Genomic DNA, 22,011 nt, shown 5'->3' with positions numbered 1-22,011 from the left:
AGTATAGGAAGTTTTATTTCCAGTTTTGACCACTAAGTTTCAAGGCCGCAATGACTATGTCTTTTCGGCTTATTTGGCCAACTACAAGACCGTCTTTCATAACTGGTAATCTTCTTCTATTATGACGATCAAAAATACCGGCAGCATCGAAAATACTCATGTCGTGAGGAATAGTTTCTACCTTTTTGGTCATGAATCGTTCCACACTTTTATCCAGAATCGGCTGATTAAAATACCTGCTTTCTGATATTTGTTTCATGCAATCTGCCTCGGAAATAATTCCAACCAAAAATCCATTATCATCCATCACAGGACCACCAGAAATATGATGTTTAGCGAAGAGTTCCATTACTTCTAAGATAGACTGGTCTTCTCTGAAAGTCACCAGTTTTCTACTCATATAATCTTCTACCAGAATTGGAGCATCATAATCTTTTTTAGATACTTCTTTTGCCCTACGTCCCATAAAACTCTTGATTCCCATAATTCAATTATTAACAAAGGTTACTTTTAAATATACATAAATATTAAGTACTTTTTAAAAATACTCGGTAAAATCACTTAAACTATCAGTTTTTTATACTTTTAAGTTTTAATTCGTGAATATGAAAAAGTACCCTTCCATTATTTCCTTTCTTCTGATTCTGTTGGCCATTATCATAAGTTTTGAAGAAAGTATGCCTAGTTATGAGCCTGATATAAATGCCTCAGAAACAGAGTTTTCTGCAGAAAGAGCCTTTAAACATGTAGTTGAAATTTCAAAAGAACCACATGGGATTGGCTTTCCAGGTCACGAAAAAGTAACGAATTATCTCGTTGCAGAATTAAAAAAACTGGAGCTCGAAACAGATATTCAGTTCGATTACAATGTTGGTGATGAAGGTAACCTTAGTAAGCCGAAAAATATAATTTCACGTATAAAAGGTGTCAATAGTAATGGTAAGGCTTTATTACTGTTGTCGCATTACGATAGTAGTCCCCATTCTTCATACGGTGCAAGTGATGCTGGAAGTGGAGTTGCCACAATTTTAGAAGGACTAAGAGCTTTTTTTTCGAAAGGGATTAAACCTAAAAATGATATTATAGTTCTATTCACCGATGGGGAAGAACTAGGATTAAATGGTGCCGAATTATTTGTAAATCATCATCCTTGGGCAAATGATATTGGACTTGTTCTAAATTTTGAAGCACGAGGAAGTGGAGGACCATCCATTATGTTAATGGAAACAAATCGCGCCAACGGCACTTTAATTAAGGAGTTTAAAAAAGCTGATCCAGATTTTCCTGTTGCCAATTCCCTTGCCTATAGCGTATATAAAATTCTTCCTAATGATATGGACACTACGGTGTTTAGAGAAGATATGGATATTGAAGCTTTTAATTTTGCGTTTATAGATGATCATTACGACTATCATACCGCACAAGACAACGCCCTGCGTTTAAATAAAAATACTTTGGCGCATCAGGGAAGTTATTTAATGCCCTTGTTGTCCTATTTTAGTCAATCTGATTTATCAAACCTCAAGAGTTTAGAGGACTACATCTATTTTAATTTGCCTTATTACAAGTTGGTAATCTATCCTTTTGACTGGATTTGGCCTTTATTTTTTATTAGTTTAACTGCCTTTCTTATTTGTGTCTTTCTAGGGTTTAGACGAAAAGAACTAAAAATAAAAGAAATCCTTTTAGGATTCATTCCGCCAATACTAGTAGTAGGAATAAATGGGTTTATTGGCTTTTATAGCTGGCGTATACTAAAATGGCTTTATCCCCAATACGAAGACATCCTGCATGGCTTTACATACAACGGTCATACCTATATTCTTGCTTTTGTCTTATTATCCATAGCCGTTTGTTTTTGGATTTACAACAAGTTCAGGAAAATTACACGCCCCAACCTAATGGTAGCTCCAATAATCTTGTGGTTTATTATTAATGGGATGGTAGCACAATATTTGCCTGGTGCTAGTTATTTTATTATTCCCTTAATTGGATTCCTAGGTAGTTTTGTATTATGTCTGGATAAAAAGACTGTGAGCCCTTTGTTGTTGGTCTTTCTGGCCATCCCTGGGATTTGGATATATGCTCCTTTAATAGAACTCTTTCCAATAGGATTGGGGTTAAAGCTTCTTATAGCTGCTACACTGCTCACCTCCCTGAGCATGCTTTTACTGCTCCCAATCTTTTATGGCTTCAAGGCTAAAGGCAAAATTTCCTACTTTTTAGTTTTACTTAGTTTTGGTTTCTTTATTAGTGCTCATTTTACCGCCAACTTTAATGAAGATCGCAAAAGACCATCTAGCTTATTATATGTGGTAAATTTAAATCAGAACAAAGCAAATTGGACTACCTACGATAAAAACATGGGGCCTTGGGCTTCACAATTTTTTAGTGAAAATGGAGAATCCCCTACAGGAATATTAAGTAGTAGTATAATTAGTAGTAAATACAATTCGGGTTTCAATGTGGTAGCCCCGGCCGAATTAAAAGATATTCAGGCCCCACTAGTTACTGTTACAAAAGATACAACAATAGGACAAGAACGGGTATTGGAACTAAGCATTATACCTCAGAGAAATGTTAACCGATTAGATATTTTTACCAATAACGTACCAATAAGCAAAGGGACAGTAAATGGGGCCCAATTACCTGAATACTTTTTGTCAAAAAGAGAAGGTGGAAAGCTGCTTACCCATTTTATTAGAGATAATGACCAAACCGACCTAAGCTTATACCTGCCTTTAGATGTGCCTTTAGAATTAACTTTTATGGAAGCTTCGAATGATCTTCTTTACCACCCACTATTTTCGTTACCCCCACGACCAAAAGATGAAATGCCCATGCCCTTTGTTTTAAATGATGCCGTAGTTCTATTTAAAACCCTTCAATTATGAGTAAAACTATAGGCATTATAGGTTGCGGATGGTTAGGTTTACCATTGGCAAAGGTTCTAATAAAGGAGGGCTATAATGTTCACGGTAGTACTACTTCGAAATATAAATTGAATGAACTAAGTAAAGAAGGAATAAAGCCGTACCTCTTGGTTTTGCAGACCGAGAGTATAATTGGGGCTATGGACGAATTTATTGCCACAATAGATATTCTAATCCTTAATGTCCCTCCCAAGATGCGAGCGGAAAATGCCCCAAGTTTTTATAAAAGAATGCAACTACTGCAAGAAAAGATACCTCAAAAAAAACAATTACAAATTCTCTTTGTAAGCAGTATTTCTGTTTATGGAAATGTACAGGGTATAATTACGGAGGATACTGTTCCACAACCCATTTCAAGTTCTGGGATAGAATTACTTGCGTCTGAAAAGCTTTTCCAAAATAGGTTTGGAGATAAAATTAGTATTGTACGCTTTGGAGGACTAATTGGTGATAAAAGACATCCCGTAAAGCAACTTAGTGGAAGAACCGGATTAAAAAATGGGAACGATCCTGTTAACCTAATTCACCTTGACGATTGTATTAGGGTTATACAATATCTTCTGCAAAATAATATTTGGGGGCATATTATTAACGCTGTCTATCCAATACATCCTCCCAAAAATGAATACTATGATACACAGGCAAAAAAAAGAGGTCTTAGTCCTCCGATTTACGACGAAAACCAGGGGGATATAAATGGTAAAATAGTAATAAGTAAGTATTTTCCTATTAATAATGTTGTATTTAAGACAGATATAAACGAATAGTTCACCACACTTTTAATAACATTCACAACAAAAACCTGTTCAAATAGTTAATTTATACTCCTGATTTTCAGTCTTTTACATTCCTTTATTATCTTTGTTGTAACTATAAATTCCAAAAAGTTATGGAAAAAGCGAAATTAAGGGGGAGAATTTTGAAAGATTTGGAGAATCTTATCTCCCGAACATGTGCCAAAGGCAAAATGACGAAACGAGTTCAACAAATTCACTCGTCAATTATTAAAAATCATTATAACGCAACTGATGTTTATATTGATTACCACAGAAAGAGGGTAGTAATGGAAATACTGTTAGACGACAGTAATTACGATCCCAAGACTATTAATCTTTCCATGCCAACTTTTAACGCAAATTTTATATTCACAAGTTTATGTGATTTCCTAAAGAGTTGTATGGACGAAGATCATAAAAGTCTGGCCTACTATTCTGGCTTACTAAGTTCCTACAAGAGCGAAAGTACCCAGAGAGTATTTGCTTAAAGTTGACCCAACCAATTAATAATAAAAGGATGCCTCAGTAGCATCCTTTTTTATTCTGTATAACTCGATTCCGCCTAAGCCTATAGCTATCCCTTTTAGAGGGTTAATAATTCCACTCACCTGATATTTAAGAATTTCCTTTGGGCACTACCCAAAAAATGTAGTAATTTTGCCGCACAAAAATATAGATAGATGAAAAACTTAGTATTTGCTTTCCTCCTTTTTTTTGGTTTAGGAGTATCAGGACAAGACAATAAGGAATTGCAGGATCATTTTGAAGCCTACTACCAGCAAATGAGGACTCAGGGAGATATTAATGGTGTGATAAATGCCATGACTCATTTAAATATTTTAGCGCCTTCTGTGGAAAGAAGAGATACACTAGCCTATTTATATCTAAACAACAATCAACATTTACAAGCTCTAAATACTATAGGTTTTGAAACTAATCCTACAGATTCTGATATGGCTGTCCATATTAAGGCGGTATCCCTTAAATCTCTCAACCAGCCAAAAAGATCCTTAGAGCAATTTGAAATCCTGTTCAAAAGAAAACCCAGTGCTTATGTAGCCTATGAACTTGCTGATTTAAAAATTCAGACAGGAGATAATGTTGGTGCTAGCGTTAATATTGAGTATGGGATATTAAATGCAACAGATGAAATGAAACATGCTTTTTACGAAAGACAACAACCTTATGAAGTATCTTTAAAAGCGGCATTCTACCATTTAAAGGGACTGGTTCAGTACAATATGAACAAAGACGATATTGATGAGGCCATTGCTACAATTGATGAAGCATTAAAAATAGATCCCAGTTTTAATTTAGCCAGCTTAAGTAAGCAAGCCCTAGAAACACGTAAGAGCGAAGAAGAAGGCAACTAAGGTTTAGTTCACATATTTTCTGGCTTTATAAAAGAATCCCTCTTATTCTCTTAGTTCGTTAACTAGAGTATTCAGGTGTTTTTTGAACCATTTTATGCAGGAGGGTTAAGGACTTAAGAATATTTCCTTTGATTACTCTTTTACCGAATAGGCTCCAAAGCAGTTTTTTAAAATACGATTTAGATTCCCAATAAACTTCCACGGTAATACCAGATAAAGTTTCAGAAATAGGAGTAATAATAAAGAATTGATAAAGCCGATCTGCAATAGGAAGTTGTTTTGTCATTTCCCCATAAACTAAATTACCCTTCTCAGAATCTTTGGTGACAGCTACGAAGTTGAGATGTTTATTGTTAATTACACAAAGGTGCTCTGTTCCTAGGCGAGTAACTTCGTTTTTGTTAAACCTAAATTCGTCTACCCCTTCTACCCATTGATGTCTATAAGAATAATTAGTTATAAATTCTAATAAGTCTTCTGCCTTTACAGAAAACTCCTTGTAGTATTGGTAATCTGGCTTTCTATCAAAAACCACCTTATTCCCGGTCATGCTGTGGCTTAGGTTTAGCATGTTCCTATCAATCAGGGCGTAGATATAGTCTAAAGGCTTACTATCGTAATTATCTTGCCCAAGCTTAAACGAAAACAACCTGCTTTCATATGCAATTGGTAATCCAATAGCGGTTGCCAAATCTGCACTGATTAAAACATAATTATCGCTATCTACGGAATTTTTGAGAAGCCTATGTACCTCAATAACTTGTTTTCCAAATGGTTTACTACTTCCGCCAACTTCCAGAAACTGAATCTCACCACTATGAGCAATTATTTTGAGTTTTAGATCTGGTGCCGTTGCACAAGCATTACAGGGACAAATTCTATTTTTCTCTAGCAATTTCAGATGTGAATAGAAGGCGGTAAACATAGTCTCTATCTGCGCCAAAAGTCTTTCCTGGGATGGGATTTCTCCCTGTTTATAAAAGAACAGTGCATCCCCTTCTACCTCGGCCAATCGCAAATCCTCTGTATTTGCCTCTAAAAGCACTTCTAATAATTCTGCTATTACATGCTGACTATGTTCAATCTCTGTAGTTTGAACAAACTTGGTATATCCGGAAATGTCCGGAAGAAAGAGTAGTGAAGAAGGCATTTACTGAATAAGATTACTATTGGTTTATAGGTTTAGTCAAGGAAAAGAGAGAAACTTTCAAAATAGGATAAAAAGAGTTTTTGGAGGGCCTAGTCTATTGCTTCGTTTAGCTTTTCTAACATAACTCTAAATCCTATGGCTACCCCGTTTGTCCATCCAAAACCATCCTGTGTAGAATACTCTCCCCCACCAGAAAGTAATGAAATATCCTCTACATTGTATTTTTCCATCATTTTGCCAGTATTCTTATACACTCGCTCGTTAGAAGCCAACCACCTTTCCATTATGTCTTTTGCCTCTTCTTTATAGCCGTAATTAAGAAGACCATGAACAGTCATCCATTGCAAAGGTGCCCAGCCATTTGGAGCGTCCCATTGTTGTCCTGTATTTTTTAATGTAGTAAGTAATCCCCCATCTTTTAAAAAATCCTTCAGGAGCATCTCCTTAACTTTTTCCGCTTGTTCCGGACTTGCTATTTCAAAAAACATTGGAAAAGCAGCAGCAAGGGTATAATGCCTTGTTCTTTCTTTCTTTACAAAATTATAATCGAAGAAGAATCCCGAATTTTCATCCCAAAAGAGTTCTAACATTGCAGCTTTGCGAGAAGAGGCTAAGGAGCTAAACTTATTTGCATCTTCTTCTAATCCTTTTTGACGGTAGCCATCCGCTAGCTGGATTTCCATAAAATATAGAAGAGAGTTAAGGTCTATAGGCAAAATATCCGCCGTACTGGTAGATTCAAATTCTCCGCCCGCAGCATACCACCGGCTGCTGAAATCCCAACCTGAGGCCGCTCCAGATCTCAGATTTGTATAAAGTTTTTCTTTTGCGTCCCTTTCTTTTAGATCTCTTGCCAGATGAACGTCTTCTTTATAGCTCTCGGGTCTGGGCGTATTTCCACTATCCCAATAGCGATTAAGAAATACATTATCTTCTACTTTAACCACTCGATTATTTGAAGTATAAGCTGCTGAATTCTCTGCAGCCCCCCTCATCCAATAATTGTATTCCTTCTCAATCTGTGGTAAATAGTTTAAAAGTATGGTACTATCTTTTCTAGATAAGGCCTCTACCATTAAGGTGAAGAAAGGAGGTTGCGAACGAGTTAAATAATAATTTCTGGTGCCATTGGGTATAAACCCTAAGGTATCTATTAAATAGGCAAAATTATCCACCATATTTGTCGCTAGTAATTCTTGCCTATCTGCCAACAATCCCTCAATAGTAAAATAGCTGTCCCAATAGTATATTTCTTTAAATCTGCCGCCAGGAACTACATAGGATTTCGGTAGAGCCAGCCTTGAGGAATGTTCTAGTACAACATCTGGCCCCCTACTTAGCTTACTCCACATGCTACTTATATGCTCGTACATTGTTTTCGTAGTATCCGTGGAAAAATTTAAATAAGCGGTAGACTTATCGCTAAAATTATCCTCCACAAATTCCTTGAGGTTAAAACCATCTTTTTGATATTGCTCTTCATATGCTTTGTTTATTTCCGCGTATGAAGAATTTGGGACTAGGTCTACAAAGGTTTTTGAGTCCTCAAAAACAGCCTGAAGTTGAACGTCTTTAAATAACTGAGACTCATAATAATTAAAAGTCTCTGTTTTATTTTCCTCCCGACATCCTAAAATGACTAAAAAAAATACAATTAAAAAAGGGACGTTTTTAGAATACTTCATAGTAGATTTATTGAAAGACTAGTTTTGCTTTAGCTGAGAATTTCTTGGGGCTAATTTCGATATAAAAATACTATCTCTTACTTTTTTTGCTGCAGCTATAGAATTAACATCGTCGTTTGGTATGGTCAACGAGAGAACATAGTGTTTAATTCTCCACTTGCCGTTTTGCTTTGTGAGTACCCCGGAACCCCTACATAATTGCATCCTTGTTTTAAGTAATTCGTCGAACCAGGCAACATCACCTCCTTTATTTAGATAAATATTGCGTTCCACTGCAGTAAAACTCCAAGCCTTACCTTTGTCAAAATACGGTCGACTAAAATCCTTAAATGGTTTATTCTGCCAATTTTCGGAAGCATCCGTCCCAATAAAAACTCCATCATCCGCCAGTATTCCAAAGTATGCGTCAAAGTCTGCCTCTGCTGCTGCTTTATGCCATTGGTCAAGGGTAAAATCAATCTCGGTTTTCAAATCTTCTTGTGCCGTTACGGCAATGGTAAAAACTATAAGGCTGGCAAAAAAGTACTTAGTCATTTAGTATGTTTTTAGTGTCTATTTGGCTATTCATTAATACGTCGAACTGCCGTCTCATAATATTAAAAGCATCAATCATCTCAATGGTAGGTGGAATCGGATCTTTTCTATATTCTAAAGTTGCTTTAACTTTTAAAACAAAGGTCATAAAGACCTTTTGTCTGCTCTTAATCTGAGGCGTATTAAAAGGTTCTGGATACTTCCCCGAAGCCATCGCGTTTTGTTTTTCAACAGTATTCTCTATGAGCAGTATTAATTCTTCATTATTTTTAATCTGGTACAATGCTTCTATCGAAGATTCTAATTCTTTGTAATTAATCCATTTATCCACTATTTCCTGTGTTTCAAGATTTAATTCAAAAAGCCCAGGGAGCTCTGATACGTCAAATTCTACCTGTGTAATTACCTGTTTTTCATCCAGATTCTGCCGGTTTCTGCAAGAAGAAAAAACTAAGACAATAGTTATAAAAACTACGATTTTTCTCATAAGACGAATGTACAAATTTTAATAAAAGCTATCTTTAACCCACGCTTATAATTTACTCTTAACAAATGCAAAAATCTATCTTAATAATTGGAGCCTGCGGGCAAATTGGCACCGAATTGACCTTAAAGCTGCGCGAGCTCTATGGGGAAGAATGTGTAGTAGCTAGTGATATTAGGGAGGGGAGTGATAGTCTTATGCAATCAGGTCCATTTGAATTATTAGACGCCACTAATTACGAGGCTGTTGAAGATGTTATCTTATATCATGAAATCGAGGAAGTTTATTTAATGGCCGCAATGCTTAGTGCAACGGCCGAAAAATTTCCGGAGAGAGCTTGGAACCTTAATATGAATTCTCTATTTAATGTCTTAAACCTTGCCAAAGAAAATAAAATAAACAAAATATTCTGGCCTTCAAGCATAGCGGTATTTGGGCCAAATACCCCACGAGACATGACGCCTCAAAACAGTATTATGGAGCCTAGTACTGTCTATGGGATAAGTAAATTATCAGGGGAACGCTGGTGCGAATACTACCATAATAAATACAATGTAGATGTAAGAAGTCTTCGATATCCCGGCCTTATTAGTTGGAAAACACAACCCGGCGGAGGCACAACTGACTATGCCGTTGAAATTTATCACGATGCCTTGTCTAAGGGAAACTATCAATGCTTTTTAAAGGAAGATACAAAACTACCCATGATGTTTATGGACGACGCCATAAGGGCTGCAATTGAATTAATGGATTCCGATACAGGACAAATTAAAGTCCGATCGTCTTATAATTTAGGCGCCATGAGTTTCTCCCCTAAGGAAATTTCGGAAAGCATAAAACAGTGGCTTCCCGATTTTAGCATTACATACCAGCCAGATTTCAGGCAAAGTATAGCCGACACCTGGCCTAGTAGTATAGACGATTCAAAAGCGAAGGAAGACTGGAATTGGGCAGCTGAATTTGATTTGACCAAGACTACGGCTGAAATGATAAATCAATTATCGAAAAACTTTTAGTTCATTGCCATTTAGGAATGAGCTGTTTATAAAATATCATTATTTTTATTTCACTAAAACAAACGCGATGAAAAACCTTCTCATATTAACCCTCTTATTTGTATCCGCGGCAGCATTTGCGCAAATTCCGACGGGGGTGTATACCTCTGAAATTACTAAAGATAATACCGCCACTATACATGAAATAAAAGTAGATGATTCCTATATCGTTTACACCGTTTATATGACCAGCCCAGCAGATTTCAAATATACCTTGGGAGGCTATTATTCTTTAGAGAATGGTGTTATAAATATTTCCTTGGAATTTAATTCTAACTATGAAACCGACGGATTAAAAAAGATAGAATGGCCAATAGAAGTTTCTAATTCTAACCTAATTCTAAAACAAAAGAAACCTATGGTCTTTACCAAACTTCCAAAGGAGAGTCAGGCATTAGATGGCAAATGGCTCTTTGCGACCAGGGGGCCTGATGAAGGTCAGGAAAGACGAGGGGAAAAACAGGCTCGCAAGACCATGAAGTTTTTAGTAGACGGCCATTTTCAATGGATTGCATATCAAACCGAAACTTTTAAATTTTCAGGAACTGGCGGCGGAATTTTTTCTTCAAAAGACGGACATTATTTAGAAAATATTACCTTCTTTTCCAGAGACAATAATAGGGTCGGTGCCGCATTAGATTTCTCATATGAGGTAAAAGATTCGGATTGGCATCATAAAGGAAAAAATAGCAAAGGGGAACCTATGTACGAAATTTGGAGTCTTAGAGATTAATGCGTTTAAGGCACATTATTTATGTCCGACTTGCCTCCAGATTTATGTAAAAGTTTTACGCATTTAATTTCTATTCCCTTGTCTATCGGTTTAAGCATATCGTACATATTCAGTGCAACAACACTAGCCCCGTGCATAGCTTCTACCTCCACCCCAGTTTTATAGATTGTTTTTACGGTCACCAAAACCTTAATCTCGTTTCCCTCTATTTCATAGTCAACTCCAGTATATTCTATAGGTAATGGATGACAGTCTGGTAAGACTAAAGGGGTATTCTTTACTCCTAATAAACCCGCAGCCTTACTCATGGCAAAAACATCTCCTTTTGGTACAGAATTCGTTTTTATAGCCATTATGGTCTCCTCAGAACTCACCTCAACCAAAGCCTGGGCAATAGCGGTTCTTAAAGTGTTCTTTTTTGATGTAATGTCGACCATATTACTTATTCACTTTCCATTGATAACTGTCGCCTTCAAATAATTCTTTTCCAAAAACCGGCACTTCTTTTTTAATTTCTTCTACAAGATATTCAAGTGCATCAAATACTACCTTTCTATGGGCGGAAGAGACAAATACAAACAAGCATATTTCACCTGTCTTTACTACCCCAAGACTGTGATAGATATGCATGCAACTTAAATCGAACTTTTTAAATGTTGTTTCGCGGATCTCATGAAATTTAATATTTGCCATTTCTTCATAAGCAGTGTATTCTATTGCCCTGACTTCTTTTCCTTCGATTTTATCTGCCCGAACCTGACCCAAAAAGATATCATGAGCGCCAATCTGTGTTTTAACCTGATGCTTGGCAATAGAATTGGCAATAAATTCTGGAGAAATAGCACCTTCAAGGAATACGTTTTTTACCTTCTTCTTTTCCATAAAAATTTTGGCTTTTGTGCTAAGGTAATAAGAAAAATAATTCAGTTATAAGAAAAGTGACCTCACCAGGAATCGAACCTGGATCTAAAGTTTAGGAAACTTCTATTCTATCCGTTGAACTATGAGGCCGGCCTTCTTAGATAAAACGATTTATACAGAGAAAAAAATGATGTTTTTACTTTGTACAAAGCATTCATTTATAAAAGCAATAATACAAAAAACAGTGGCAGCACCCTGGTCTTCATCTAGTATTTTTACTACTAAAACTATAAACAAGTATTTCTTTGTCCCATTGGATTAGGAAATAAACTAGGTCATGTATTATCTTACTAAAGAAATCTATCCGCTAATCAACAGCAGGCAAAGAAGAACATACGAACTGAAATCATTTGATTATGTCTTATAAATCCTTTTTCTACTTATTTCTATTGGCTTTAATCTTTCCTTTCGACAGCTGCAAGAAGAAAGAAAAAAGCACATTACAGGAGAAACCAAATATTATTTTTTTGCTAACGGATGATCAACGTTGGGATGCTTTGGGGGTTATGGGGAATCCTATTTTAAAAACCCCTCATATTGATAAACTTGCCAAGGAGGGCATTCTATTTGACAATGCCTATGTTACCACTTCTATTTGCGCTGTTAGCAGAGCTAGCATGCTGTCTGGGCAATACCTTTCCAGACATGGGATAGACGATTTCAACACCTCATTCTCGCCGGATGCCCTAGCCGAGACCTACCCTATTGTAATGAAAAACAGTGGTTATAGAATAGGCTTTATTGGAAAATATGGGGTGGGAAGTTCAGATACCCATCCAAAAGATGCGTATGACTTCTGGGAATGCACCACCAAAACGCAGCCATTATATGAAAATTTAGATGAAGACGGCAACTATATACATTATACCGATGTAGTAGGTAATAGTATTAAATCATTTCTTAATACCTCAGATATCAGACCCTTTTGTTTGTCCGTAAGCTTTAAAGCTCCCCATGTGCAAGATGGAGATCCAAGACAATTTATTCCAAATCCGAGATATAACAATTATTATAAAGACATTGAGATTCCACAACCCAAAACAGCCGCTCCAAAATACTGGGAAAGTTTTCCTCCTTTTTTTCAAACGGAGGAAAACATAGCTCGCGAAAGATGGAAACTCCGTTTTAACTCTCCAGAAAAATATCAGGAGAGTGTTAGGAACTACTATAGACTACTCACCGGAGTGGACGATGTAGTTGGAGAATTGATTGCAGAATTAAAAGAGAAAAACCTAGACAAAAACACCATAATTATTTATATGGGGGATAACGGCATGTTTTTGGGAGAACATGGAATGGCCGGAAAATGGTATCCCTACGAAGAGTCGGTAAGAGTGCCTCTTCTAATTTTTGACCCTAGAACTTCTTCTAAAAAAATTAAGGGAAGAAAGACAGATATTGCCTTAAACATCGATATAGCACCTACCATTTTAGGTTTTGCCGGAATTAAACCCCTAAAAAAAATGCAGGGTATAGACCTTATTCAGCATGTTGCTAACGCCCGCACTACAAGGCAGGAATTCTTTTATGAACATAATTTTTTTGGGAGTCCCAAACTACCTAAGGTAGAAGGTGTCATTAATCCGGAGCTTAAATATATTTTATATACAGAACACGGTTATGAAGAATTGTTTGACCTCACCAAAGACCCTTATGAGGAAACGAATTTGGTCTCTCACCCAGCCTATAAAGAAGTGCTCCTAAAACAAAGACAGTTATACCTATCCTTAAAAAAAGATGCCAAATAAAAGTTTCCAGTATTTTAAAGGGCGAAAGAAATAACAAATAGTTTAAGCCGTATAATTAATTTTTATACCTTATTAACCCTAACCGTTAATGTCACTTAAAATGAACTCTTCTAATTATTATTCGCTTGTTTTACTTCTTTCTCTATGCTTGTCGGCCATTAGCTACGGTCAAAACAAGAATAAGGACGGCTGGGTTTCCCTGTTTAATGGAAAAGACCTCAGTGGTTGGGAAGTTGGCGAGAATGCCAGTTCATTTTCTGTGGAAAAAGGTAAAATTAAGGCAGCAGGTGACGTAGCTCATCTTTTTTATATGGGTGCTATAGCTAATCACAGCTTTAAAAATTTTGAGTTTAAGGCAAGTGTGATGACAATGCCTAATTCTAATTCTGGAATTTATTTCCATACAAAATATCAGGAAAGCGACTGGCCAATGCATGGTTATGAAGTGCAGGTAAACAATTCTCATACCGATTGGCGCCGCACTGGTAGTCTGTATGCCATAGCGGACGTAAAAGAGAATTATGCGGCTGACAACGAATGGTATACAGAATATATTAAAGTAGAGGGGAATAGGGTTATTGTGAAAATTAATGACATTGTAGTAGTTGACTATACCGAGCCTGAAAACCCTTTGCGCGATGAAGGTTCAAAGCATAGAATTTTAAGCAAAGGAACTTTTGCTCTACAAGGACATGATCCGGAAAGTGTGGTTTACTATAAGGACATTATGGTAAAACTTCTACCCGATTGAGCATGTATTGAATGAAATTCAATACTCTATAAAAATCCGATTCTAAGCACAAAAGATAAGTTCGTGTTTGAAAAGACTGACTGGCGTACCATTGAACCGCTGTCTATTTCGGAAGTTTATTAATTCTTATGCCAAGTAAATTGTACCCTAGTCTAAAAATGGCTTCTTTACGGAATCTTTAGAATAACTCTACTCAAGGACATTATAAACCTTAAGTGGCTTAGACTTATTCTTCATGGTAATACTACCTATACTTTCACACTTAAAGGCTTCCTTAACCTTTTCATAGCAGCTTTCGCAAATAATAATCTGGTTTTCTTTGGCGGCATCCTGTAATCTTGCAGCAGTATTTACATTATCACCTATTACAGTATAATCCAATCTTTTAAGTTTGGCTGAACCAATATTGCCGGATAACATTTCGCCGCTTTTGATTCCAATAGATACCTTTGGTTTAAAATTGTCCATCCCTTTTACTGCAGGGAATTTATTAACCTGATTACGGATCACAAGTGCAGCATCAATTGCCCGGTCTAGATGGTATTCTCCCTTAAAAACAGCCATTACAGCATCACCCATAAACTTGTCAATGATGCCATTATTATCCACAATTTCTTTGACCATTGCATCAAAATACGTGTTTAGCATATTTACAACAACATCGGGAGAAGTAGTTTCGCTTATTTTGGTAAACCCGCATACATCCACAAAGATTACCGTACCTTCAATATACTCATTAGCAGTGATTTTTGATTCATATTCCTGTCCCCCCATAAAATTAAGGACATTTTCATCCACATACATTCTTAAAATATTATTCTCCTTTATAGCCTGTATTGTGTCTTTAATTTGTTTCGCTTGTTTTATGGTTTTTTCCATGGTTATGGTTAAATCCTGAAAATTAATAGGCTTGGTAATAAAATCAAAAGCCCCTCTATTCATGGCCACCCGTATATTCTCCATATCACCATAGGCGGAAACAATAACGGCTTTTATAAGCGGACTGCTTTCGTGCAATTCGGAGAGCAGGGTTAAGCCGTCCATTTCAGGCATATTTATGTCACTGAGAACAATATCTATCCCAGGATTCTTTGCAATCTTCTCTAAAGCATCCCTGCCGTTAATGGCAAAGACAAACTCGTACTCTTTCTGACGAATTTGTTTTCTAAACTTTTGCTTAATGAGCACTTCTAAATCGGTCTCATCATCCACTACCATAATCTTTGCCATTATGCCATGTTTTTTAATTTTGTTTTTAATTCTTTAAAGTCTAATGGTTTAGTAAGAAAGTCATCTGCCCCAAGTTGTTTAGAGGTATTTCTGTTTTCTTCATCTCCATAAGCGGTTACCATCATAACCACTGGTGGTGGTGCAAAATAGTTTTCCTTTATCTCTTTTAATAACTCTAGTCCACTCATCCCCGGCATATTAATATCCGATAAAATCAATACTGCTTCCTGACTCATCTGACTCATCACTTCTAAAGCCTCTTCTCCGGAGAAGGCAAAAACAAAATTGAGTTCTCCCTTTCTAATTTCTTTTCTAAAGCGTTGCTCAAATAGAACTTTTACATCTTGTTCGTCGTCTACTACTAGTATTTTCATATAAAATCTCGGTTCTTTTATTTTTTTAAATAATATTTTTATCGTTTAAACACCTGGCAGCACAATCTTAAAGGTAGTACCTACTCCTTGTTTGGTATCTAACACTATGTGTCCGCCCTGAGCCTTTATTATATCATAACTTAGGGATAGTCCAAGGCCAGTTCCCTGTCCGGATGGTTTGGTAGTGAAAAATGGCTGAAAGATTTTATCCCTTACCTCATCAGGAATTCCACTGGCGTTATCCCTAATACTTACCTCCACTGTATCTCCTTGCCTTTTAGTAGTAACCCAAACCGTTGGCTTATAATTGCTCCCTTCGTTTTTCGTCTCTTTTAGCCTTCTTTCATCCACTGCGTGAAACGCATTGGTAATTAAATTTAAAATTACCCTTCCCACATCCTGGGGTACTATATTTATCTTTCCTATATCCTTATCAAAATCTGTCTCCATGGTGGCGTTAAAAGACTTGTCTTTTGCTCTTAGACCGTGATAAGCCAATCGCAAATATTCATCCGCAATAGCATTTATATTACTAGGTACTTTTTCGTTACTACTGCTTCTACTGTGTTGCAGCATTCCTTTAACAATAGCATCTGCCCTTCTGCCATGATGGTTTATTTTTTCCTGATTCGCCTTAATATCTTTGGAGAGCGCTTCCACCTCTTCATAGTCTTTGTTTTTCAACTCTTCCTGCATCTCCTCAATAAGCTCCGTATTTACTTCAGAAAAATTATTTACAAAGTTGAGTGGGTTTTGAATCTCATGAGCAATCCCTGCGGTAAGCTCCCCTAGCGAGGCCATTTTTTCGGACTGTATTAGTTGGGACTGGGTGGCCTTTAATTCTTCTATTTTATTTTTTAACTGGGCAGTTCTATGGGAAACCCTTTCTTCGAGAAGTCTATTTTCTTTTTTTAGCCAGTTAGAGCGATAACTTATAATAGACCATATAATCATTCCTCCAATAAGTGAAAATAAGAGATAAGCCCACCAGGTTCTCCACCATGGGGGTAAGATAGTAAAATCAAAAGAAGCAGGCTCGCTCCAAACATCATTAAAGCCTTTAGATGCCACCTTAAAGGAATATGTTCCGGGAGGCAGGTCCCTATAATTCTCGCTTACTGTTGCCTGTGAAACACGACTCCAATTCTTATCAATCCCCTCGAGGATATATCGGAAATAAACTTGGTCTGTATTCGCATAATTAGAAGTGTTGTAGGTAAAACTTAAATAGTTCTGCGTATGGGGCAGGGAAAGTTCAGAGGGAAGATTATAGGGGCCTTCAACTGCCTTCCATTCAATACCGTTATTTGAAAAATCAGCCTTGTCCTCTTTAATTGATTGCCCCAAAATAAACTCTGTGGAATTTTGCGACCAAATAGTGTCTAAAAGCATGCGTTTTGCTTTAATCCTTTCAGGGTTTCCGAACTGTTGTTTTTGATCCAGAATATTAACGCCATTAATAAAGGTAACCGAAGGAGTGGTGTCATGAACAATCTCATCCATTACGGTAAGCATTTCGCCTTGTACTCCAGCCCAAAATCTACCATTGCGATCGAAGGTAAAGCTGTTTTCTGAAAAATCTAATAAGCGTAGACCTTGTGCTCTTCCAATCGTTTTTGCCTGCCAAATTGTTTTTTGCTGATCGGCCAGTCTGACGGGAGATAAAATAGTTAATCCTCTGGACGTCCCAGTGTACACCTCCCCTTTATATACTTCAATGGCATAGACGTCATTGGCCGCAAGTCCCTCAGAAATTGTAAAGCTCGTAATTTCGTTGGTTTTGGTGTTGATCGCCTGAACTCCTAGGTCCGTGGCAATCCATATTGTATCTTCCCCATCTGAAGTTATGGAATATACCGTATTAGAAATTAAACCCCCTTCAGCTTTGAGAAAAACACGTTCGTTGGTTGTTGGGTTAATCTTTTGCAAACCAGAACCTATTCCCGCTACCCAGATATATCCTTCTTTATCTTGTATAATACGATTATTTTGAAAAATATTTTCGGCATTTGTGGGTAGGTGATAGCTATAAATTAAATTATCAGGAGCGACCCTTAGAAGTTCGCCCTCTTCACCACCAAGCCAAAACTCACCATTTGAACTTTCAACCATTCCTGAGATTATATTGGTTTCAAGGCCTTGTTGAGTTGTGAGATGCTCAATCGTTTCTTTCTCGGGATCAATGATACTAACTCCGCTTGAATTACCAATGGCCCAAATTCTTCCTTGTGAGTCTAGGTGTAGTCGGGCGTTCCTTTCACTTATAAGTCCATCTTTTTCTCCCAAATGTGTAATAGTCCTTTTATCAGGATCATATATATCAATTCCTTCATAGGTCCCAATCCATATTCTCCCTTTCAAGTCTTCCAGAGTACTCCAAACAGCATTGCTGCTCAATCCATCTTCTATGGTAAAATTGCCGGGTCGCGCGGTATTAGGATCAATATTAAAAAGACCCCCTTGCGGCATTCCAGCCCAAATTTGCCCTTGATTGTCTTCCACAATGTGTAACAAGGATCTAGAAGGTGCATTGGCAATATCATAACGTTGTATTTCCCCTTTAGATTCATCTATTTGAAACATTACCCCGTTCGTACTTCCAAACCAAAAAGTACCCTTAGAGTCCTGAAACACCTTAGAAACTGTTCGAATCCCTTTAAAAATATCTTCGGTCAAATAAGAGGTTAAGAAGGTCCGGTCTTCATTCAGAACTAGAGCACCATTATTCATGGCAATCCACAACCTTCCAAGATTATCCACCGAAAAACTGGAGGTAAATGCTCCCAATAAACCATTCTCTGTAGAATACTGCCAATTTTTACCTAAGTCAAGATCAATAATATTTACTCCCCCATCCGAAGAAAGCCATATACGGTTGTCCTTATCCCGAAAGGGGGTAATAACAAAAGAACCCAAAAGACCCTTGTTTTGCGTAAATTGATAAACGGACTTTTCTTCTAAATCAATAATATTATAACCAATATTGAGGTTAGACACCCAAAACTTACCATCGGCAGCCTCGGCAATACCATAGTTACCTCCCACGGGCAATACACTTGAGAGTTCAAAGAGTATTTTGGCCTCAAAATCAATTATGGTTACAGCTCCTCTGTTATCACCCACCCAAAATCTACCTTTGGAATCTTCAAATATTACGGTGCTAGACGTATTTTTAAAACCCTGTTCAAGGCCGTAAATTTCAAGATTACCCGAATCATATCTCATAATATGGCCGTCTACCCCTATCCATAACATACCATTTTTATCCTTAAAGATAGCTCGGGCCGTCCCGGGCAGACCAAAATCTATCGCCGATTTAACTCCTCTTGTAGTACCTTGCCGTTCTAAGAAATATCCAGCTTTCACAACTTCGGGCTCTCCTAAGGCCACCGTCCTTATATTTAAGCTTACCTTGGTTAAACTGTCATAACTAAATGGAAGAGAAGGTAAATTATCCAAGCTAAAGGGTTGCGGTTCCCTTTCCTTATTAAACGCTGTAGGAAATCCAAAATCGACCTCTTTGGAAGGTAGTCTATCCCAATAAAATTTTTTAGCCGGTATTGATTTTAATGAACTAGGCTCTTTAGTTTCCCAGATTATAGTGTCAGCTTGTGTAAATTCGAATTTCTTGGTCACCGGCTGTTTAAACTCTGTCTCATCAACAGGGAAGGGAGGTGCCTTTTTAGTATTGTTACAGGCTGTAATTAAAAAAAGGAATACAACTACAAAGGCATTAAATGGCTTAATCATGCTTGGTTTTTTCACAGTTGGTTAGTTGTTGGTAAGTTAATACAAAAATTGTTCTTATTTGTCCCTGTTTTTTAAGTTTTCAGCTGTGAATAATAATGTATAAAGTCCTGTAGTTTCGAAATACCATATATAGATTTAAGGAATGGTCTCAAAATGACGGCAGGAATATAAATAGATTCCTAAGACTTAGAATACCATCCTTAGCAATCCAGAAAGTAACAAGCTTATGAAAGCAAATAAGAGTATATAGCTTCATTTATCGCTGCAATAGGTTTATTATCCTATTATAAATCAGATTCTTACACCTCCAATTTAAGAAATGACTATACTGTAGGAAAAAAACGCATTACCCTATTAAAGAGGCATTTCACCGAACAATTGACTGATTTTCACAAGATATTGTTAAAATAGCCTAGTTTTTTGATAATAAGAAAGTTTAAACCAAATTAAAGAAAGTCTATTCGATTAAACCTTTACTCTTTTAGTTAGCATCTCTTTGTTGACCTTTTAAAACACTTCTTATTGTTATTAAATGAACCCTACTTCATTTTAAGAACAATTACCGAAATACTTTGCTCTGGTGTAGTTTCTAATTAAATTAACTATACTATGAATAACATTACACTGAATTACTTAAAGAAAACGATTATCTATGGCGTCGTATTCTTGGTTGCAATTTCCGCGGGAAATGCGCATTTTAATGATGTAGGCAATGATGAATTTGTTGGAGATGTGGAATTTAATTCATTTCTCATATCTGAATCTACCTTTAAACCCACTAATGCAATTACTAATTTGACAGTATCCATTAAGGATTTTTGTCACATACTCTGCTATGGGGGGAACAATGCACATGCCAGCGTAGAAGTAAGTGGGGGGACTTCACCTTATACCTATTTATGGAGCAATGGAGCAACCACCCCAAAGTTAACCCAATTGACCGCCGGAGTATACCAAGTAACGGTAACAGATGCTAATGGAAACACTGCTATTACAGAAGTCCATATTAAGGAACCTTCCAAACTAGAACATTCTATTACAAAGATTAATGATGTAAGTTTTAATGGTGGTTCAGATGGCTCAGCCAAGGTTAACGTTTCTGGTGGGACAGATCCGTATACTTATGAATGGGATAATGGAGAAACAACAGCTACAGCAAAGAATCTCAACGCCGGAAAACATTCGGTTATTATAACGGATAAAAATGGTTGTAGCTCAAAATGTGTTATACACATCAAAGAACCTGATCCGGAAGAATGTGAAAGCGCAGGAGACGATGGAGAGCTTACTATCTGCGTGGGAGATGAACAACCAAGCGAGCAAGAACTCTTTCAGGCCCTTACCAATGCCGATACCGGAGGAACATGGAGTGGCCCCGTAAACGGCGTATACACCTATACCATAGAAGCCTCAGGAAGTTGCCCAGAAGATAAAGCTACTGTTACTGTAAAAGAAGAAGACGCACCTAGTGCAGGAGACGACGGAGAGCTTACTATCTGCGTGGGAGATGAACAGCCAAGCGAGCAAGAACTCTTTCAGGCGCTTACCAATGCCGATGCCGGAGGAACATGGAGTGGCCCCGTAAACGGCGTATACACCTATACCATAGTAGCCTCAGGAAGTTGCCCAGAAGATAAAGCTACTGTTACTGTAAAAGAAGAAGACGCACCTAGTGCAGGAGACGACGGAGAGCTTACTATCTGCGTGGGAGATGAACAGCCAAGCGAGCAAGAACTCTTTCAGGCGCTTACCAATGCCGATGCCGGAGGAACATGGAGTGGCCCCGTAAACGGCGTATACACCTATACCATAGAAGCCTCAGGAAGTTGCCCAGAAGATAAAGCTACTGTTACTGTAAAAGAAGAAGACGCACCTAGTGCAGGAGACGACGGAGAGCTTACTATCTGCGTGGGAGACGAACAACCAAGCGAGCAAGAACTCTTTCAGGCGCTTACCAATGCCGATGCCGGAGGAACATGGAGTGGTCCCGTAAACGGCGTATACACCTATACCATAGTAGCCTCAGGAAGTTGCCCGGAAGATAAGGCTACTGTTACTGTAAAAGAAGAAGACGCACCTAGTGCAGGAGACGATGGAGAGCTTACTATTTGCATAGGAGACGAACAACCAAGCGAGCAAGAACTCTTTCAGGCGCTTACCAATGCCGATGCCGGAGGAACATGGAGTGGCCCCGTAAACGGCGTATACACCTATACCATAGAAGCCTCAGGAAGTTGCCCGGAAGATAAGGCTACTGTTACTGTAAAAGAAGAAGACGCACCTAGTGCAGGAGACGACGGAGATATTACTATTTGCATAGGAGATGAACAGCCAAGTGAACAAGAACTCTTTCAGGCCCTTACCAATGCCGATGCCGGAGGAACATGGAGTGGTCCCGTAAACGGCGTATACACCTATACCATAGAAGCCTCAGGAAGTTGCCCGGAAGATAAGGCTACTGTTACTGTAAAAGAAGAAGACGCACCTAGTGCAGGAGACGACGGAGATATTACT

The 22,011-nt window shown here is 37.6% G+C and carries 18 protein-coding genes, 1 tRNA gene and 1 pseudogene; 9 read left to right on the top strand and 11 right to left on the bottom strand.

The window, feature by feature from the left end:
- Nucleotides 1-13: 13 nt before the first annotated feature.
- On the bottom strand, nt 14-484 hold the full coding sequence (locus tag PXG98_RS04760) for a CBS domain-containing protein (RefSeq protein WP_276389278.1): 471 nt from the start codon (nt 482-484) through the stop codon (nt 14-16).
- Nucleotides 485-605: 121 nt separating this feature from the next.
- Here PXG98_RS04760 and PXG98_RS04755 point away from each other — a divergent pair, with 121 nt between their 5' ends.
- The 4 genes from PXG98_RS04755 (at nt 606) to PXG98_RS04740 (ending at nt 5,082) form a co-directional block, all read left to right on the top strand.
- A complete protein-coding gene (locus PXG98_RS04755; RefSeq protein ID WP_276389277.1) occupies nt 606-2,894 on the top strand; it encodes a M20/M25/M40 family metallo-hydrolase in 2,289 nt (762 codons plus the stop codon).
- A complete protein-coding gene (locus tag PXG98_RS04750; RefSeq protein ID WP_276389276.1) occupies nt 2,891-3,700 on the top strand; it encodes an SDR family oxidoreductase in 810 nt (269 codons plus the stop codon). The genes PXG98_RS04755 and PXG98_RS04750 overlap by 4 nt, the downstream gene beginning before the upstream one ends.
- A gap of 122 nt (nt 3,701-3,822) precedes the next feature.
- Entirely contained in the window at nt 3,823-4,197 is a 375-nt protein-coding gene (locus PXG98_RS04745; RefSeq protein ID WP_276389275.1) for a hypothetical protein, read from the top strand.
- A gap of 192 nt (nt 4,198-4,389) precedes the next feature.
- Nucleotides 4,390-5,082 carry a hypothetical protein gene (locus tag PXG98_RS04740; protein WP_276389274.1) on the top strand — a complete coding sequence of 231 codons (693 nt, stop codon included), beginning with the start codon at nt 4,390-4,392 and terminating at the stop codon, nt 5,080-5,082.
- A 58-nt stretch (nt 5,083-5,140) separates the two neighbouring features.
- Here the strand turns inward: PXG98_RS04740 and PXG98_RS04735 are convergent, their stop codons facing one another.
- From PXG98_RS04735 to PXG98_RS04720, 4 genes are all read right to left on the bottom strand, one after another.
- Nucleotides 5,141-6,232 carry a DUF2652 domain-containing protein gene (locus tag PXG98_RS04735; protein WP_276389273.1) on the bottom strand — a complete coding sequence of 364 codons (1,092 nt, stop codon included), beginning with the start codon at nt 6,230-6,232 and terminating at the stop codon, nt 5,141-5,143.
- Nucleotides 6,233-6,321: 89 nt separating this feature from the next.
- Nucleotides 6,322-7,917: a trehalase family glycosidase gene (locus PXG98_RS04730; protein ID WP_276389272.1), complete on the bottom strand. Its 1,596-nt coding sequence runs from the start codon at nt 7,915-7,917 to the stop codon at nt 6,322-6,324.
- Between the two features lie 18 nt (nt 7,918-7,935).
- Nucleotides 7,936-8,451 (bottom strand): nuclear transport factor 2 family protein, encoded by a 516-nt coding sequence (locus PXG98_RS04725; protein ID WP_276389271.1) that lies wholly within the window; start codon nt 8,449-8,451, stop codon nt 7,936-7,938.
- Complete coding sequence (locus PXG98_RS04720) at nt 8,444-8,938, bottom strand: hypothetical protein (protein ID WP_276389270.1); 495 nt, start codon at nt 8,936-8,938, stop codon at nt 8,444-8,446. Before PXG98_RS04720 ends, PXG98_RS04725 begins: the two co-directional genes overlap by 8 nt.
- Before the next feature lie 65 nt (nt 8,939-9,003).
- On the opposite strand from PXG98_RS04720, the gene PXG98_RS04715 reads away from it, so the two are divergent.
- Together PXG98_RS04715 and PXG98_RS04710 are read left to right on the top strand one after the other, a co-directional pair.
- Nucleotides 9,004-9,951, top strand: coding sequence for an NAD-dependent epimerase/dehydratase family protein (locus tag PXG98_RS04715; protein WP_276389269.1), 948 nt, complete (start codon nt 9,004-9,006; stop codon nt 9,949-9,951).
- Nucleotides 9,952-10,018: 67 nt separating this feature from the next.
- Nucleotides 10,019-10,723 carry a hypothetical protein gene (locus PXG98_RS04710; protein WP_276389268.1) on the top strand — a complete coding sequence of 235 codons (705 nt, stop codon included), beginning with the start codon at nt 10,019-10,021 and terminating at the stop codon, nt 10,721-10,723.
- Between the two features lie 5 nt (nt 10,724-10,728).
- Here PXG98_RS04710 and moaC read toward each other — a convergent pair whose 3' ends face one another.
- From moaC to PXG98_RS04695, 3 genes are all read right to left on the bottom strand, one after another.
- Nucleotides 10,729-11,160, bottom strand: a complete 432-nt coding sequence (gene moaC / locus PXG98_RS04705; protein ID WP_276389267.1) for a cyclic pyranopterin monophosphate synthase MoaC — start codon at nt 11,158-11,160, stop codon at nt 10,729-10,731.
- A gap of 1 nt (nt 11,161) precedes the next feature.
- Complete coding sequence (locus PXG98_RS04700; RefSeq protein ID WP_276389266.1) at nt 11,162-11,605, bottom strand: molybdenum cofactor biosynthesis protein MoaE; 444 nt, start codon at nt 11,603-11,605, stop codon at nt 11,162-11,164.
- 57 nt (nt 11,606-11,662) lie between these two features.
- Nucleotides 11,663-11,734 (bottom strand) — tRNA-Arg (locus tag PXG98_RS04695).
- Nucleotides 11,735-12,000: 266 nt separating this feature from the next.
- Between PXG98_RS04695 and PXG98_RS04690 the strand changes: the two genes are divergently transcribed.
- Together PXG98_RS04690 and PXG98_RS04685 are read left to right on the top strand one after the other, a co-directional pair.
- Nucleotides 12,001-13,392, top strand: a complete 1,392-nt coding sequence (locus tag PXG98_RS04690) for a sulfatase family protein (RefSeq protein ID WP_276389265.1) — start codon at nt 12,001-12,003, stop codon at nt 13,390-13,392.
- An 88-nt stretch (nt 13,393-13,480) separates the two neighbouring features.
- Nucleotides 13,481-14,143, top strand: coding sequence for a 3-keto-disaccharide hydrolase (locus tag PXG98_RS04685; RefSeq protein ID WP_276389264.1), 663 nt, complete (start codon nt 13,481-13,483; stop codon nt 14,141-14,143).
- Nucleotides 14,144-14,332: 189 nt separating this feature from the next.
- On the opposite strand, the gene PXG98_RS04680 is transcribed toward PXG98_RS04685, so the two are convergent.
- From PXG98_RS04680 to PXG98_RS04670, 3 genes are read right to left on the bottom strand one after another with little or no spacing between them, the layout of a single operon-like run.
- On the bottom strand, nt 14,333-15,373 hold the full coding sequence (locus PXG98_RS04680; protein ID WP_276389263.1) for a response regulator: 1,041 nt from the start codon (nt 15,371-15,373) through the stop codon (nt 14,333-14,335).
- Nucleotides 15,373-15,747 (bottom strand): response regulator, encoded by a 375-nt coding sequence (locus PXG98_RS04675; RefSeq protein ID WP_276389262.1) that lies wholly within the window; start codon nt 15,745-15,747, stop codon nt 15,373-15,375. Before PXG98_RS04675 ends, PXG98_RS04680 begins: the two co-directional genes overlap by 1 nt.
- A 45-nt stretch (nt 15,748-15,792) precedes the next feature.
- Nucleotides 15,793-19,497, bottom strand: coding sequence for an ATP-binding protein (locus tag PXG98_RS04670; RefSeq protein ID WP_276389261.1), 3,705 nt, complete (start codon nt 19,495-19,497; stop codon nt 15,793-15,795).
- A gap of 609 nt (nt 19,498-20,106) precedes the next feature.
- On the opposite strand from PXG98_RS04670, the pseudogene PXG98_RS04665 reads away from it, so the two are divergent.
- Nucleotides 20,107-22,011 (top strand): annotated as a pseudogene (locus PXG98_RS04665) (SprB repeat-containing protein); the annotation flags it as partial.

The organism is Eudoraea chungangensis, from assembly GCF_029360665.1.
GTDB classification, from domain to species: domain Bacteria; phylum Bacteroidota; class Bacteroidia; order Flavobacteriales; family Flavobacteriaceae; genus Eudoraea; species Eudoraea chungangensis.
This window is presented reverse-complemented; position numbering and strand designations above follow the sequence as displayed.